Origin of the sequence: Clostridium amylolyticum, assembly GCF_900142075.1 — a bacterium.
GTDB classification, from domain to species: domain Bacteria; phylum Bacillota; class Clostridia; order Clostridiales; family Clostridiaceae; genus Clostridium_AA; species Clostridium_AA amylolyticum.
The window spans coordinates 1-1,244 of sequence record NZ_FQZO01000020.1; the positions used below are offsets into that span (position 1 = coordinate 1).

Genomic DNA, 1,244 nt, shown 5'->3' on the forward strand with positions numbered 1-1,244 from the left:
GAACAAAAACTATGGCAATCAGTAGGTACTGCAAGATTTATATATAATTGGACTTTAGCAAGACAAGAAGAAAACTATAAAAATGGTGGTAAATTCATATCTGATAATGATTTAAGAAAAGAATTAACCATCTTAAAGAAAACAGAACTTAACTGGCTTAATGAAGTATCTAATAATGTGGCTAAACAAGCTGTTAAAGATGGTTGCGAAGCTTATAAGAAGTTTTTCAAAGGGTTATCTGATAGACCAAGATTCAAGAGTCGAAGAAAGTCCAAACCGTCTTTTTATAACGATACATCAAAGCTTAAAGTTAAAGAAAACTCAGTATTAATTGAAAAGGTTGGTTGGATAAATATAAAGAAAAATTCAATACCTATGAATTGTAAATACACTAATCCACGAATAAGTTTTGATGGAAAGTATTGGTTTATATCAATTGGTATTGAAAAAGAAAAACCAATAGTAGAATTAACTACTGAAAGCATAGGAATTGATGTGGGCATAAAAGATTTAGCTATATGCTCCAATGGAATGACTTTTAAAAATATTAATAAAACAAGAGTTGTAAAGCAACTTGAAAAAAGGCTACGTAGATTACAACGTAGGGTATCTCGCAAATACCTAAAAAATAAAGAAGGGAGTAAGTTTGTCAAAACAAGTAATATTATAAAAATCGAAAAGCAGATTAAATTACTTCATAGAAAATTAGCAAATATAAGAAGTAATCATAGTCACCAAGCAACGAATAAGATAGTGAAAACCAAGCCATCAAGAGTTGTTATGGAGACACTTAATATTAAAGGCATGATGAAGAATAAGCATTTATCAAAAGCAATCACAAAACAATGTTTATATGAGTTTAAAAAACAAATGCAATATAAATGTGAGTTCAATGGCATTAAGTTTATTGAAGCTGATAAATGGTATTCATCATCAAAGACTTGTAGTAAGTGTGGTCATGTAAAACCAAAGCTTTCATTATCTGAAAGGACATATATCTGTGAAGAATGTGGTTGTGTTATAGATAGAGATTATAATGCAAGTATCAATCTATCAAGATATGAATTAGTAGGCTAATCACTTAAAACGATACTACTAATATGTACCATGCGTTGTATGGGAATTTAAGCCCTCGGAGTGTTATAACAAACGAAAGTAGTATATTCTTTTGAATTACAAAATCGGACACGTTGAACAGGGAATTAAACAAGAATTATAGATTTTTATAGATTTTTGGCAACGGT

General features: G+C 29.6%; 1 protein-coding gene. It reads left to right on the top strand.

Annotated elements, in window-relative coordinates:
• On the top strand, positions 1 to 1,077 hold a 1,077-nt coding region (locus tag BUA82_RS20250; protein WP_073013018.1), incomplete at its 5' end, for an RNA-guided endonuclease InsQ/TnpB family protein.
• Between the last annotated feature and the right edge of the window lie 167 nt (positions 1,078 to 1,244).